This window comes from Streptomyces sp. NBC_01003, assembly GCF_045162695.1.
Classification (GTDB): domain Bacteria; phylum Actinomycetota; class Actinomycetes; order Streptomycetales; family Streptomycetaceae; genus Streptomyces.
The window spans coordinates 2,314,403-2,328,731 of sequence record NZ_CP108707.1 but is presented as its reverse complement, the minus strand read 5'-3'; the positions used below and the strand labels follow the sequence as shown (position 1 = coordinate 2,328,731).

Below are 14,329 nucleotides of genomic sequence, written 5' to 3'. Positions count from 1 at the left end.
GCTCGTTCCCGGCAGGCTTGACGACCTGGGTACGGCTACTCGCCTGCGAGCCGCATGATCCGGGGGAAGGTGCCGAGGTGTGTCGCTCGAAAATACGACTTCGGTCTGTGGGCTGCGGTGATGCCGTTTGGTCAGACACTGCGGGTGCCGATTAATCATCCGGCCTGGTCAAGCAGCATGTCGGTACTCGCGGAGGGTTCCGCCGAGCCGGTCTCGTCGACGGACTTCCAGGTGTCTGATGTGCGCTGGCACGTTGATCGGTTCGGGTAGTAGGCGAAGCGGCGCGGCTTGCTTCAGGGTGCGGCCGGTGCCCGTTGTAGAACGTCGTGAACTCGCGCAGCGCGTGGAGGAGGTGGCGCTGGTTCCAGATCAGGGTGCGGTCAAGAAGCTCGCGCCAGCAGGTCTGTATCCACCGTTCCATGATCGAGCTCATGCGGGGCACGCGGATGCCACACTTGATGACCGCCAGTCCGGCATCGATCAGGACCGCATCGAAGGCCGCGGTGAACTTGGAATCTCGGTCGCGGATCAGGAACTTGGCCCTGCTGCCCACATCCTCCAAGTCCATGACGAGGTTGCGCCCGAGCTGCGTGACCCAGGCGGCGGTGGGGTGGGCGGTGGCGCCCAGGATCCGGATGCGCCGGGTGGCGTGCTCGATGACCGCGAAGACGTACAGGCGCGCCCCGGTCAGGGTGCGGGTCTCGAAGAAGTCGCAGGCGAGCAGGGTATCGGCTTGGCTGCGCAGGAAGTCGGCCCAGGTGGTGTACTGGCGCTGGGGAGAGGGGTCGATGCCGTGCTCTTTGAGTATCTCCCAGACGGTGGAGGCGGCGATCTTGATGCCGAGGGCGGCCAGCTCGCCATGGATGCGCCGGTATCCCCAGGCGTTGTTTTCGCGGGCCAGGCGCAGGACCAGGGCGCGGATGGAGCGGACAGTGCACGGGCGTCCGCGCCGTCGGGGCGGGCATGTCGCGGCGTGACGACGTTTTAGGAAGTTGCGGTGCCGGCAAAGGATGGTGTCTGGGCGCACCAGCAGGTGGAGCCGTCGAAGCTTGTCCATCGGCAGGTGGTGGAGCAGCCCGGCGAGCAGGAACCGGTCGCCCGGCGTGAATGCTGGCTTGTCGACCTGGCGTTGCAAGACCGTGAGTTGGCGCCGCAGCACCAGGATCTCGATCTCCTTGGCGCGGTCGCTCATCGGCAGCAGGCGTATGAGCGAGAAGGTGTTCGTCATGGCGAGGTAGGCCAGGCGCAGCAGCACGGCAGACCACGATGCCGCCGTCCACCATGTGCTGGAACAGCGCGGTCTTGGGCGGCGTGACCGCCCACGACTGTGATCGATGATCAGGGCCTTCACCTGCGCGGGATCACCGGCACCCGCAAGGCCAGACGCAGCAGCACAACTGATCATCATGCCAGCGCGCACCCCGGCGGATCGCTGGCCGCACAAGATATCGCGATCACGCCTCCGACCAGGCCGGATGATTATTCGGCACCCGCAGTGCCCCGGATGAACGCCATCGCCGAGCGCTGGGTCGGATCATGCCGCCGCGAGGCAACCGACCGGATCCTGATCACCGGGGAGCGGCACCTGCGCCTCGTCGTCACCGAGTACGCCGGCCGTCACAACGAACATCGGCCTCACCGATCACTCGGACAGCGATACCCAGACGCTGTAGGCGAGACCGAACCGCCCTCCGCCGATGACCCATCGCGTGTCATCCGGCGCGACCGCCTCGGCGGCCTCATCCACGAATACGCCCAGGTCGCATAGGGTGACAGGAGTTGTCGGCACCCACAGGCCTGGGCGGTGAGGAACTGGCGTCAGGTCGGGCCGGAGCGGTGCGGGGCGGTGCCGGCGGCGTGCAGGGTCTCCCAGTGTCGACGGTCACGTAATTCCCCACCCTGAACGTCACGTAATGGGTCATGGGGACGGCGGAGTTGCGACCGTCGTGGACCTGGGAACGGGGACCGCGCGTCGAGATCACCACGGCGCCATGGCTTCCCGGGCCGCCCGATAGCCAGACCGCAGTGCAGGCTGGTCAGGACTGTCCAGGGTGGCTGCAAGGCCAGCGCGGAGCGCCGCCGAAGGCGCCCTTGACCGACCGGACCAGCCCCACACTCAGCCGTCGGGCGGCCCGTCACGGCCCCAGCCCAGATGGGGAATTACATGACGCTGAGCATGAAGATCGTGGGGAATTACATGACCGCTCACAGTGCTTGATGGTGCGTGCGGTGGACGGCCTGCCGGGTCGATGGTGCGGGGGGAACGTCCACTTCCGCGCAATGAGTTGGCGGTGCCAGGCCAGCAGCGTGGTCGGCGTGAGTGCGAAAACTCGGTGCCAGCGTTCCCATGGGACCAGTCGGGAAATGGCGGAGAGTCAGATCCTGTCGGCGGGCGCGTAGCGGACTCGGGCGATCTGGCGGCGCAGCACCGCGTTTTCGTGTCGTAACGCCAGGACTTCTGCGTCCTTGGCCACGTGGCTGCGCAGCACGGCAGCGGGCAGCTTGATCAGGTTTCGGGCCAGCGCGGTGGCGATCGACAGTGGCATCGTCAGATCGTCCCAGCCGCTGTGCAGTCCGCCGCCAAGCTGCAGGCCAGACCCAGAATCTTATTTCCGAGCGGGACAAGCCCCACGACGGGTTCTCCCGGATTAGGCGCAGGATCAGCACGTGGATTGAGCGGACTGTGGGCGGCCGGCCTGGCCTTTTCGGCCGGCACGTGCGGGCATGGCGCCGCTTGATCAGGTCGCGGTGCCGGCGCAGGACGGTGTCTGGCCGGACCAGTGACCGGAGCCGGCGCAGGACCTGACGGGGTAGGGGTACCAGTAGAGCGGCAAGGGATGCCCGGTCTTCCGCCGTGAACTTCACCCGGTCCGCGCCGAGCTGCCGTTCCAAGACGGCGAGTTGGTGGCGCAAGGCGAGGATCTCCGCGTCCTTGTCGCGGTCGCTCATCGGCAGTAGCCGCAATGCAGCGAACAGGTTGGTGACGGTCAGGTAGGCGAGGCGCAGCAGCACGAGTGCTTATCCTGCCGCACTGTCGAAGACGCTCCTGAGCTGCATGGATGACACTTTCGGCAGGCGCAGGACCGAAAGATCGATCCGTACCGGACGGCAACCGACCGCCTCGCCCGCGACGTGCCGTACATAGCGGCTGTGCTCCCAGTCAGAGGCCCGGCCACAGCCGGTGCATCCGGCCGGCCCCGCCCGGGACCGCGCGGATATCACCACTGTGTTCCCGCAGTCCTCGACCGAATCGACGTCCACAGCAGCAAGCTGCGGTAGCAGCTTCAACACGTCATCGCACACCGTCAGCATCCCGCCGGAGCAACGGAATGTCACGACCTCGACGGAGTCGATCAACGGCTACGAAAATCTTGTATGAGCCATGAGCCGCACCCTTTTGCGGATTGTCACCGCAACCATCGCCAGATACGGCCGCGCGGTCGGGAGGGGGGCTGAGGTTCGCGCTGTGTGGCGCGGGGTTCTGTCGGGCCGAGGGAGCCGTCGGGCGTGAGCGGGACGTCGGGGTGGCTGGAGATGATGCGGATCCATGCGACACGGACGGCCGACACTTCGTCGTCACGGGCGCCGAGGGCGGTCACGAGCCGCTCAAGGGCGGCCCAGCGTGCGGGGAGGCTTTCGCCGTTGAACCAGCGCTCCACGATGGTGTCGGCTCTCGCCTGGTTGGCTGGATCTATGGGCCACTCCGAGGAGAACACGGCATGAGCCATCCTCGGTTCGGTCCACGTGCCGTCCGCCCGCTGCCGCAGCACCCGCAGTTGAGCGCCGAATTCCTGCGGCCCCGAGACCGACGCCAGGGCTTGTACGAGGGGAGGCTGAAGGCCACCGGGGCTGATGGTGTCCGTGCCGCCGGGTCCGGCATCCGGGATGCGCGGGTGGACTTCGAGGGCTTCGGGAGCTTCTGCGCCTGCCTGGAGGCGGCTGAGGCATGTCTGGACCTGCTGTGCCGTCTGTGGGCGGCGGGCGGGGGCGCGATCCAGGAGTTCGGTGACGAGCGAAGCCAGAGCGGGCGGAAGACCGGTGCGGATCGTGTCGGGTCGCGGTGCGTCCTCGGCCAGCTTGCGCTGGAGTACCTCCATGAACCCGTCCCCGGTGAACGGCGGTTGGCCGGTCAGCATCGCGAACAGGACTCCGCCGAGCGCATACAGGTCGGAGCGTTCATCGCCGCGCTCGGCAAGGAATTGTTCCGGTGCGGCATATTCGGCCGTACCGGCCGGGGCCAACACGGTGGTTCGTGCCAGGGGCAAGGGGGTCTGATTGAATCCGGCGATCCCGAAGTCGACCACCTTGACCTGACCGTCAGCGGTGAGCATCACGTTGTGGGGCTTGATGTCGTAGTGGACGACTCCGGCGCGGTGTGCGGCGACCAGCGCCGCGCAGATCCCGCCGGCGATGGCAAGCGCGCGGGCGGGGTCCAGGCGGCCCTCGTGAAGGATGACGTCGCCGAGGCTGGAGCCCTCGACCTTCTCCAGAACGATGTAGAGCACGTTGCCCTGGACGCCGCGTTCGTAGAGGGCGGCTACGTTCGGGTGGTTGATCTGCGCAGCAGCCACCGCCTCGCGTTCGAACCGCTTGGGCAGGTCAGGATGGGTTGCCTGGTTGAGAATGAGCAGCTTGAGCGCAACGTCGCGGTGCAGGTCGTGGTCCCGCCCGGCCCACACCTCGCCCATGCCACCACTGCCGAGCCGCTTGACCAGCTCGTACCGGTCTGCGATCCTCCCGCCGCGTTCCATCGCCCCGTTACCCCCGCCTCAACGCTGAAATGGCATCGCCCAAGTATGCGTGACAGGTCAGGAACACCGCTATTTGGTACGGGAGTTACTCCGGAGCAGGACTGGGGCTGCCTTGCCCTCAGAGACCTCCCCACGCGCGTACCTGCGCGGGAATTGGGCTGGTGCGCGGGATGGGCGTCCTGATCGGCTCATACGAGCTGCACCGGCCATAAGCCGATGGGTGTAGCTCTTCTCCGGTGAGGTCGTTGCTCAGGCGGTGAGTTTGTAGTTGACCTGGTCGGCGGTGGGATGGAGGCGTCGGTGTTCGGCCTGCACGTGGAAGTTCCAGTACGCCGGGAAGTCGTTGTTACTGATGACGGCGCGGAGGATGAGGAGGGCTTCGGCGCCTGGGACGCTCCATCTGCTGCCGGTGATGTCGAGCCGGTCGGCGATGAGGTGGCGGCGGGTTGGATGTCAACGCCGCTGGGTGGAGCCAGGAGTTACGCCCATCCGTGATTGTCTTCGCAGGTCCTGGCACGGGCCGTCAGCGGTCGGGAGAGTCACGGGTATGAGCGATCACCGTGAGGACTACAGCGATGCCGGTGTGCCGACGCTGAAGGCCGAGATCGTGTTGCCGCATGGCCAGATGGGAAGCGTCCCCACCTCCGGTCCCTGCCGAATCGGTGGCATGAGCCGGTCAGGCGGGGTGGGTTCGGTCATACTGTGCGCGTGGAGCACATAGGCGGATACACCATTGAAGCCAAGCTCGGCGAGGGCGGGATGGGAACCGTCTACCTGGCATATTCGCGCAGCGGCCGTGCGGTCGCCGTGAAGGTGGTCAAGCCCGAGCTCGCGGCCGATCCGGCCTTCCGTGCCCGTTTCCGCATCGAGGTGGAGGCGGCCCGCGCTGTGGGCGGTGTCCACACCGCACCAGTTGACGATGCGGACCCCGACGGCGAACCGCCGTGGCTGGCTACTGCTTACGTGCGCGGGCCCACTCTCTCTGAACTGCTGGCCGCCGATGGCCCGATGGACGAACCTCACCTTCGGCAACTGGGCGCCGCCTTGGCGGAGGCGCTGGCGGCTATCCATGCCTGCGGCCTGGTACACCGGGACCTCAAGCCCGGCAATATCATCATGGCTGAGGGCGGCCTCCGGGTCATCGACTTCGGCATCGCCCGGGCCATCGGGTCCACGCGCCTGACGGCGACCGGAGCGGTATTCGGCACACCCGGCTATCTCGCGCCCGAACAGGCTCTGAACCGTGAAGTCACCGGCGCCGCAGATGTGTTCGCACTCGGCGTGGTCCTGGTTGCGGCGGCGGGCGGCGCTGCCTGGGGTGAGGGTCCAGCGATGTCCCTGATGCTCCAGGCGGCCCATGAGCCACCGAACCTTACGGCGCTCCCACCGGGTTTGCGCGAGGTGGCGGCGTCCTGCTTGGCGAAGGATCCGATGGCACGCCCGGCCCCCTCCTTACTCCTAGACCTCCTGGCGGGGCCGTTGCCGAAGGAGCCCGGTCATAAGCCAGACCCGCCGGCCCCCCCGCCAATGCCGCCAGGCAATCCCGATCACGACCCCAGGCCGACGCCCCTGGCGCCCACCGTCCCCTCGGGGCCTGCCTGCACGCTGCTCCGCACGTTGAAAGCGAAACGTGGTGGGGGGCGTGTGACCGCGATGGGGTTCAGCCCGCACGGCCACAGCCTCGCGGCGAGCTACAGCAGATCGGGCGTCCGCATCTGGGACCCACGCACAGGCGCGCAGCTCCGCCTCCTGTCCGACCGCACCGACGGCCCTGACCGCATCCACTCCGTTGCGTTCAACCCCGACGGCTGCACGCTCGCCACAGGTGGCGACGGCAAAGTGATCCGCTTGTGGGATCCGCACGCGGGCACGCTACGCCGTCAGTTCACCGGACACACCGGGACCATTGACTCCGTGGTGTTCAACCCTGACGGCGGCACCCTCGCCATCGGCACCTACGCTGAGGCTCGCCTCTCGGATGCCCGCACGGGCAAGGGATTGACCGGCCTGCCCGGCGCCACGGGCCCGGTGGCGTTCAGCCCGGACGGGAACACCCTCGCCACAGGCGACGCCGAAGGGCGCGTCCTCATCTGGGACCCACCCACCGGCCGACGACCCCGTCATCGGCTAAAAACCGGGAAGCCTTCGCATATCAGTGCGCTGGCGATCACCCCCGACGGCCGCACCATTGCCGCAGCTGGCAACACCTTCGCCGAAGATGGCAAGGTGTGGGTCCACGTCTGGGACACGCACACCGGCAAGCGGCACCATCGGCTCACTGGGCACACCGACAACGTCAGCGCGCTGGCGTTCAGCCCCGACGGCCGCGTGCTCGCGTCCGGCGATAACAGCGGCACGGTCATCGTCTGGGACACCCACACTGGTGAACAGCTGCTGATTCTGACCAAGCAATCCGAGAAAGTCCAAGCGGTGGCATTCAGCCCGGACGGCGGCATCCTCGCCGTAGACGGCTACAACCTCGCCGTAGGCTGCCTTGACGGGAGCGTCCGCATCTGGGCGATCCGTACGAGGTAGCGCCGAGGCAAGCCTGAAAGCCGCCGGAAGTTGATCTTCAGTGTCTGTGGCGGGCGGCCGGGGTGCGAGGGGCGTCATGCTGTGCGACCGCGTTGACCCCGGGCAGAGCGTACGGCTCCAGGGATCGTACGGAGGCTGGCGGAAGCGGGCCAGCAGCATCGGCACCCGTGTACGGCATCCACGCACGACACCTCGACGTACGGCACGGCCCCGTCCGCCCCAGCAGGTACAGCCATACAACACCCTGTGCCGCTCGAAAATACGATTCGGTGCTGTGAGCTGCGGCGAGGCCGTTTGGTCAGGCGGTTCTCTCGTACTGGTTGATCAGGCCGCCGAGGAGGCGTTGACGCTGGATCTGGTGGTGTCCTTGCCGAAAATGTCATCCGTGCACTTCATGCGGCATGTTCGTACTCGTGGAGGGCGCCGCCGAGACGCTTGCGTCGTCGTATGTCGAGGCGGGTGATCTGTCCCGAATCGGTGATCGTTTGGGGGAGTGGGCGCATCGGGCGGGCATTGGCGATGCCCTGATGCGGCCTGTGCCCGTTGTAGAACTGTTCGAACTCCCGTAGGGCATAGGAGAGATGGCGTTGGTTCCAGATCAGCGTGCGGTCCGGGAGTTCGCGCCGGCAGGTCTGCACCCACCTCTCCATGATGGAGTTCATTCTCGGCATCTGAATGCCGCTGAGTACGACCTCGATGCCGGCGTCGTGGGGGATGGCGTCGAACAGGGCGGGGAACTTCCCGTCACGGTCCCGGAGTAGGAACCGAGCCCGGCAGCCGGCGTCTTCGAGGTCCATGACGAGATTCTTCGCCGTCTGTGTCACCCAGGATGCCGTCGGGTGGGCGGTGGCTCCCAGGATCCGGATACGCCGGTTGGCGTGCTCGATCATCGCGAACGCGTACATCCGCGTCCCCGACAACGTGACGGTTTCCAAGAAGTCGCAGGCCAGCAGCGCGTCGGCCTGGGAGCGCAGGAAGTCCGGCCACGTGCTGGAGCCACGCTCGGGTGCAGGGTCGATCCCGGCGTCCTTCAAGATCTCCCACACCGTGGACGCAGCTACTTTCACGCCCAGGACGAGAAGCTCGCCGTGAATCCTGCGATACCCCCAGCAGGGGTTCTCCCTCGCCAAGCGCACCACCAGCGCCCGAACGGAGTGGACCGTCCGTGGGCGCCCCGGGCGCTTCGGCCGGGAGGCGACAGCATGGCGGCGAGCGACCAGATCGCGGTGCCGGCGCAGCACCGTGTCCGGTCGCACCAGCAGTCGCAGACTGCGCAGCACGTCGAAGGGCAGACGGTGCAGCAGCGAAGCCAGGAAGGCCCTGTCGCTCGCAGTGAACCGCGCTCTGTTGTTGCCGAGTTGACGTTCCAGCACAGTGATCTGATGGCGCAGGGCGAGGATCTCCGCGTCTTTGTCCCGATCGCTCATCGGCAGCAGGCGCAGTACCGCGAACGCGTTCGTCACACCCAGGTAAGCCAGTCGAAGCAGCACGGTTGATCATCATGCCGCGGCGACCTCCAACTGCGCGAGAGTGCCGACTCGAGCAACCGAGGTCGACATCGGCGAATCCGGGCACACTCGCTCTCACCAGGGCGGATGAGATATTCGGCAAGCGCACTGTTGAGACTCCGTTATGGGGTGCGGGTGCGCTGGAGTGCGACGACTTCGTGGGCCATGGCCAGGACGATGACATCGCCGTGCGCCGAGACGATATGCGCCGGCAGTGGGAGTGCGAGCGCCGCCACCATGCGGCTCGTGAGCAGGTCCCATACGCGCACCGAACCGTCCTCGCTGGTGGTGATGGCATGAGGGCGATGGTCGATCTCCGTCACCGCCACCGCCTTCACCTCGTCGGTGTGGCCGGTGAGGACGGCACGTTCGGTGCCGGAGACCAGATCCCACAACCGCACCGTCCGGTCATTGCCCGTGGTGACGGCGAAGGGAAGGCCGTGGAGCTGTGTCACCGCCACCGCGTTCACGCGACCGAGGTGGCCGGTAAGGGCAGTGCGTTCGGCGTGGGAAGACACATCCCACACCCGCACCGTCTCGCCGTCGGCGAAGAGGGCGTGGGGACGGTGGCCGATCTCCGTCACCGCGACCGAACCCACCCAGACCGATTGGCTGCTGAGGGCGGCGCGTTCGGTGCCTGAAGCCAGATCCCACAACCGCACCGTCCCGTCATGGCCGGCGGTGACGGCGTGGGGACGGTTGTCGGTCTCCGTCACCGCCACCGCCACCGCCAAGCCGTCGCGGTCGGTGAGGGCGGCCCGTTCCGTGCCGGTGGTCAGGTCCCACACCCGCACCACGTCGTCGCCACCGATGAGCACGTGGGGACGGTTGTCGGTCTCCGTCACCACCAATGCCGTCACCCAGCCGTCGCGGTCGGTGAGGGCGGCCCGTTCGGTGCCAGTGGCCAGTTCGCGCACCCGCACCGTCCCGCCGTCGCCGGTGAGGACGTAGGGGGAGTCGTAGATCTCCGCCGTCGTCAGCGCGCTCACCCAACGGGTGTGGCTGCTGAGTGCGTCATGGTCGGTGCCTGAAGCCAGATCCCACACCCGCACAGTCTCGTCATCGCTGGAGGTCACGGCGTGGGGGCGGTTGTCGAGCACGGTCACCGCCACCGCCGTCACACGGTCGGTGTGGCCAGTGAGGACAGTACGTTCAGAGCCAGAAGCCAGATCCCATACCCGCACCGTCCTGTCATCGCTGGCGGTGACAGCGTGGAGGCGGTTGTCGATCTCCACCACCGCCACCGCGTTCACGCCGGCGAAGTGGCCGATGAGGACGGCGCGTTCGGAGCCAGAGCCCAGATCCCACACACGCACCGTGCCGTCGCCACCGGCGACGAGAGCGTGCGGACGGTTGTCGATCTCCGTCACCACTACCGCGTTCACGCCGTGGATGTGGCCCGTGAGGGCAAAGCGTTCGAAGCCAGAGACCAGATCCCACACCCGCACCGTCCCGTCATCCTGACCGGCGAGAGCGTGAGGACGGTCGTCGAGCTCGACCATCGCCACTGCTGTCACCCTGCCGGTGTGACCGGCGAGGAAAGCACGTTCGGTGTCGGAGGCCAGGTCACGCACCCGCACCGTCCCGTCGATGCTGGCCGTGAGGACGTGGGAACGGCCCCCGACCTTCGACACCGCCAGCGCAGAGACCCAATCGGTGTGGCCGGTGAACGCGGCGCGTTCGGAACCAGAGACCAGATCCCACACCCGCACCGTCCCGTCGCCGTGGGTGGTGAGGAAATGTGGACGGTTGTCGATCTCAGACTCTGCCACCGCGATCACGCTGCCGGTGTGACCGGCGAGGACGGCACGTTCGGTGCCGGAGGCCACATCCCACACGCGCACCGTCCTGTCCTTGCTGGCGGTGACAGCGTGGGGGCGGTTGTCGATCTCCACCACTGCTACACCGCTGACCCTGCCTGTGTGGCCGGTGAGAGTGGCCCGGTGCGCAGGGTGAACAAGGCTGCCCGTAGCCCAGCGTGGTGCCCATGGGCGGGTCCGAGCGAGCTCGGCGGCGAGCTGAGGGTACTCGTAGCGGGCCGCGTCGATCGCCAGGATGTCGCGGCGGGCGTCCGCAGGGAGCGGGGCGTGAGCGGCGGCCGAGGCGCGGTAGATGTCGGCGACGATGCGGTGCGCCGGGGCAGTTACGGTGTCCAGGGCGCGCAGCAGCGGGGCAGGGGCGGCGTGGACGAGGTACTCGGGGTCGGACAGCAACTCGACCAGGACGCCACCCGCCGCCGCATGCGTAGCCGCGTAGTGGCGGATGTACGGGTGGGCCGCGGGCCAGTCGTTCACACCGGTGGCAGGGTCTTTGTGGACCAGGGCGGTGAGGGTGCGGGCGATGGTGGCGTGGTCTTCGTGTTCGTGGCCGGTGCGGCGCAGGTGTTCGGCCATGGTCTCGTGGAAGAGGCGGTAGGCGGATCCGTCCGGGGTGGGCGTCTCGACGATGTAGGCGCCTGCGTGCCGGTGGAGCCAGTCGAGGTCGTCCTGGGAGCAAGGCAGGCCGGACAGGGCCTCGGCGAGGGGGGCCCAGAGGGTGGACCAGGGCAGGCCGGCGCCCTGGGCGTAGGCGAGGGGGCGCAGGAGACGTTCGGCCTTGGGGCGGTCGGGGCCGAAGCGGTCGAGGTAGGCGGCGAAGGCTTCCTTCGCGTCGCTGGGGAGGTGCTCGCGCCAGTCGGGGCGGCCGGTGTCGACGGTGATCTGGCCGTGGACGAGGGCGCGTGCCGTCATGCGGGCGACGAGGTAGGAGAAGCGGGCTCGTTCGGCGATGCCGTCGGCGATCGTGGCGGCGAGCGCGGGGTCGTGGCGGTAGGGGGAGCGGCTGTCGGGGTCCTGGGCGTCTTCGAGGACGCCGCGGGCGTACGCGGTGATGTCGGCGCGGGTGATGTGTTCCGGCGCGTCGAGGTCGAGGACGTGTACGGCGCGGCCGAGGGCGGGGATCTGGGGGCGACGGGTGCCGACGACGAGCCTTACCGAGGGGAGGGTGGAGAGGGGCTGGAGGAGTTCGCCGGCGATGCGTCGGCTCTCTCGGGCGTCGCCCGCGGTTCCGGCCTCGTCGAGGGAGTCCACCACGACGGCGACGGGTGTGGTGCGGGCGGACAGTGCGGTCAGCACGGTGTCGCGGTCGGCGGGGGCGGGCAGGTGCAGGGCTGCGGCGAGGTCGGTCACCAGGTCGGCCAGGGAGGCCCGGCGGGCGTGCAGGGCGATCACGGAGGGATATGCCGGCAGCGGCAGCTGTTCGCCGCCGGAGGCGCGCGGGACCGCTCGCGTCCTCGGAGTGTCGGGGTCGGTCAGGGTCAGGAGGCGTCCCAGTAGTGCCGACTTGCCCGAGCCGGGGTCGCCGGTGACGACGCGGGCCTTGCGGTCGTGGTCCGCGTCCGGGGCGGTGAGGAACGCGGTGAGGTCGGCCAGGGCGCGGGCGCGGCCGGTGAAGTAGTCTCCGCGTTCCCCGGCGTGTTCGAGGCCGCGGCTACGGGGATCGAAGTGCCCGGCGTGGCGGCGGCGCAGCAGGGCGAGGCCGGCCAGGTCGATGCCGTCGGCGGGCAGTCCGGGCAGGTAGAGGGGGCTGGGGAAGAAGGGGTCCTGGCCGTCGGTCTCGGTGGTGGTCAACCGGGCCTGCTGGCTGGGGCGGTGGGCCCTGAAGTGGTTGTTGACGCGTTCGGTGACCTCGCGCACGCTCACGTACTGCTGGGTGGCGCCGTGGCGGGGCTGGGCGAGGACGTCGGCGAGGGCGTCGACGAACACGTTCTCCCGCGCCCGGTCTCTGGCGCGGGCGGCCGCCAGGTGCCAGCGGTTGGCCCGCCCGCGGTGGAGGTCCGCCAGGTCGGCGGCGAGCCGGCTGATGTCCGCTGTGCCGGCCCCGGCGTAGCAGGTGTCGAGCATGACCAGCAGATGCCCCACCGGACTCTTCACCAGCGGCCGGGCGAGGTCCTCGGCGGCCAGTGCCCGGGTCCAGCGGCCGGGCCTGGTGTCGTTGCACAGCAGGTAGTGGCGGTCCTCCTCGTGGACGCCGTGTCCGGCGAAGTACATCACCACGACGTCTTCCGGGCCCAGGGACGTCTCCAGGGTCCAGTCCTCGATGCCCTCGGCGAGCGCGTCCCGGGTCGGGTCGGCGGCCAGGTCGGTGAGGACGGGTGTGTATCCCATCGGCTCGAGCAGCTCCCGTACGCGGCGCACGTCCGCCGGGACGCCGGGCAGGCCGTCGATGCCCGGATGCCGGAACGTGCCGACACCGGCCGCGATCAGGAACCGGCGCCCTGACACGGCGTGTTCGGGGTCTGCGGCGGTTGTCATGCGTGCGGTACCTGGAGGCCGGCGGCGACTGCGGTCCCGGTCTTGGGGGCGGTCAGATAGCGCTCGAAGTCGTGCATCCGCACTCCGTTGGTGATCGTCCGGTCGGCCACGCCGTCGCCGGGTCCGGATGCGAACCGCGGGGCCAGCTCGCCCACCAGCGCGACGATGTCACCCGGATCGGCGACGTTCGTCCACCGCACCACCCCGCCGGGCCACGCCCCATGACCCTCCACAGGCAGCGGGCTCAGCCGCCGGTGGATCACCGGCAGGCCCAGCGGAGAGCCCACCGTCACCAGATCCGTCACCGGCCAGTTGGGGTTCTCGCACAGCGCTTCGTACGCGACGACCGACCCCAGTGAATGTGCCACCACCACTCGGGTGTCCGCACCGATCTCGGCCGCGACCGCCGCGCGGGCGGCCTGCCACACCGGCGGCTTGTCCAGGTACCGGCGCACCTGCTTCAGCTCACCGATCAGCATCCGCTCCGACACCGGCTGGAAGAACCGGGCCTCCGCCAGAGCGTTCAGCCGCTCACGCACCCACCGGGAGAGCAGCAGCCGAGACGCGGCGTACCCGGCCGGCCCTCGCGTCCCCTCCTCGACGGCAGGCGGCACCGCGTCGTCGATCTCCACCGCCCGGCGCCACCATGCTTCGAGGAGTTCAGCCTCCAGACCGTCCTCCACATCGCGCTCATCCCACGCGGGGAGACCACCCGACCGAGTCCCGGGCTCGACAAAGCAGTTCCCGTAGAACGCGCACGCCACGTCCTCCGGCTGGAGCGCCGTCCCTGTGGCTAGCTTCACCCCGTCACGGAGCGCGGCACCCAGACGCAACGACAACAGCTCCGGCCCCTCGAACTGCTGAGCCACTCCGTGCACCAGCACCACCCGCGCCACAACAGCCCTCCCCCGAGACCCTGCCCAACTATTCCCTCAGAGTAGGGGGCAAGACCGCACCGTTCGCCGGTTGATCGCGAATCCAACTGCGAACAGCCTCCACACATTGAGTGATTTCTACACACCGTATGGGCTGCTCTGTCGTCATGGGACTGCGGCCGCGGCAGCGGGAGCAGTGAGAGCCATCGAGTCCGTTGTCTGGCCTGCGGGGGAGCTCTACGTCCAGCAGGCCCGCGGCTGGACCCCGGGCGCCACCGGCCGGGCCTTGCTCCCGATGGCAGTCGGCACAGTCCTGCCCCCTTCGCCTCTATCGGCCGCTGCCCAAGCGCTTCGGGCACCCGGTCATG

7 protein-coding genes and 2 pseudogenes are annotated in these 14,329 nt (G+C 68.5%); 2 read left to right on the top strand and 7 right to left on the bottom strand.

What is annotated here, in order from left to right; all coding sequences use genetic code 11:
* Nucleotides 1-168: 168 nt before the first annotated feature.
* A pseudogene (locus OG698_RS10945) lies at nucleotides 169-1,255 on the bottom strand (integrase).
* A 72-nt stretch (nucleotides 1,256-1,327) separates the two neighbouring features.
* On the opposite strand from OG698_RS10945, the gene OG698_RS10940 reads away from it, so the two are divergent.
* Nucleotides 1,328-1,768: an integrase core domain-containing protein gene (locus tag OG698_RS10940; protein WP_406102901.1), complete on the top strand. Its 441-nt coding sequence runs from the start codon at nucleotides 1,328-1,330 to the stop codon at nucleotides 1,766-1,768.
* Nucleotides 1,769-2,375: 607 nt separating this feature from the next.
* On the opposite strand, the gene OG698_RS10935 is transcribed toward OG698_RS10940, so the two are convergent.
* The 3 genes and pseudogenes from OG698_RS10935 to OG698_RS10925 form a co-directional block, all read right to left on the bottom strand.
* The gene (locus tag OG698_RS10935) at nucleotides 2,376-2,546 is read right to left on the bottom strand and encodes a hypothetical protein (RefSeq protein WP_406102899.1); all 171 of its coding nucleotides are present in this window, start codon (nucleotides 2,544-2,546) and stop codon (nucleotides 2,376-2,378) included.
* Nucleotides 2,547-3,407: 861 nt separating this feature from the next.
* Entirely contained in the window at nucleotides 3,408-4,751 is a 1,344-nt protein-coding gene (locus OG698_RS10930) for a serine/threonine-protein kinase (protein ID WP_406102898.1), read from the bottom strand.
* A gap of 249 nt (nucleotides 4,752-5,000) precedes the next feature.
* Nucleotides 5,001-5,192: pseudogene (locus OG698_RS10925) on the bottom strand (ISKra4 family transposase); the annotation flags it as partial.
* 267 nt (nucleotides 5,193-5,459) lie between these two features.
* On the opposite strand from OG698_RS10925, the gene OG698_RS10920 reads away from it, so the two are divergent.
* Nucleotides 5,460-7,286: a WD40 repeat domain-containing serine/threonine protein kinase gene (locus OG698_RS10920; protein WP_406102896.1), complete on the top strand. Its 1,827-nt coding sequence runs from the start codon at nucleotides 5,460-5,462 to the stop codon at nucleotides 7,284-7,286.
* A gap of 392 nt (nucleotides 7,287-7,678) precedes the next feature.
* Here the strand turns inward: OG698_RS10920 and OG698_RS10915 are convergent, their stop codons facing one another.
* The 3 genes from OG698_RS10915 to OG698_RS10905 all read right to left on the bottom strand — a co-directional run bounded on the left by OG698_RS10915 (nucleotide 7,679) and on the right by OG698_RS10905 (nucleotide 13,982).
* Complete coding sequence (locus OG698_RS10915; RefSeq protein WP_406102895.1) at nucleotides 7,679-8,776, bottom strand: helix-turn-helix domain-containing protein; 1,098 nt, start codon at nucleotides 8,774-8,776, stop codon at nucleotides 7,679-7,681.
* Between the two features lie 140 nt (nucleotides 8,777-8,916).
* Entirely contained in the window at nucleotides 8,917-13,086 is a 4,170-nt protein-coding gene (locus OG698_RS10910; protein ID WP_406102894.1) for a caspase family protein, read from the bottom strand.
* Nucleotides 13,083-13,982 (bottom strand): antibiotic ABC transporter ATP-binding protein, encoded by a 900-nt coding sequence (locus OG698_RS10905; RefSeq protein WP_406102893.1) that lies wholly within the window; start codon nucleotides 13,980-13,982, stop codon nucleotides 13,083-13,085. Before OG698_RS10905 ends, OG698_RS10910 begins: the two co-directional genes overlap by 4 nt.
* Nucleotides 13,983-14,329 lie beyond the last annotated feature (347 nt).